The 287-nt window shown below is 66.6% G+C and carries 1 pseudogene; it reads right to left on the bottom strand.

Annotation, left to right across the window (positions count from 1 at the left end):
- Window positions 1-287 (bottom strand): annotated as a pseudogene (locus SB751_RS29580) (putative 2-aminoethylphosphonate ABC transporter ATP-binding protein); the annotation flags it as partial.

Here is a 287-nt window from a genome sequence, read left to right as displayed (position 1 = left end):
CGGTGCGCGTCGATGCGCTCGAACGGCAGCCAGTTGGCCTCGCCGACGAAATCGGCGATGAAGGCCGAGCCAGGCTGGCGATACAGTTCGCGCGGGGTGCCGAACTGCTCGATGACGCCGCCGTTCATGACGGCGATGCGGTCGGCCATGACCATCGCTTCTTCCTGGTCGTGCGTCACCATCAGCGTGGTGATCGACAGGCGCTTCTGCAGCGCGCGCAATTCGATGCGCAGGTGTTCGCGCACGCGGGCGTCCAGCGCCGACATCGGCTCGTCCAGCAGCAACAG

Source organism: Cupriavidus sp. SIMBA_020 (assembly GCF_046535395.1).
Lineage (GTDB): Bacteria > Pseudomonadota > Gammaproteobacteria > Burkholderiales > Burkholderiaceae > Cupriavidus > Cupriavidus campinensis.
Note: the sequence above shows the minus strand (reverse complement) of the source record. Positions and strands in the feature narration are given on the sequence as shown.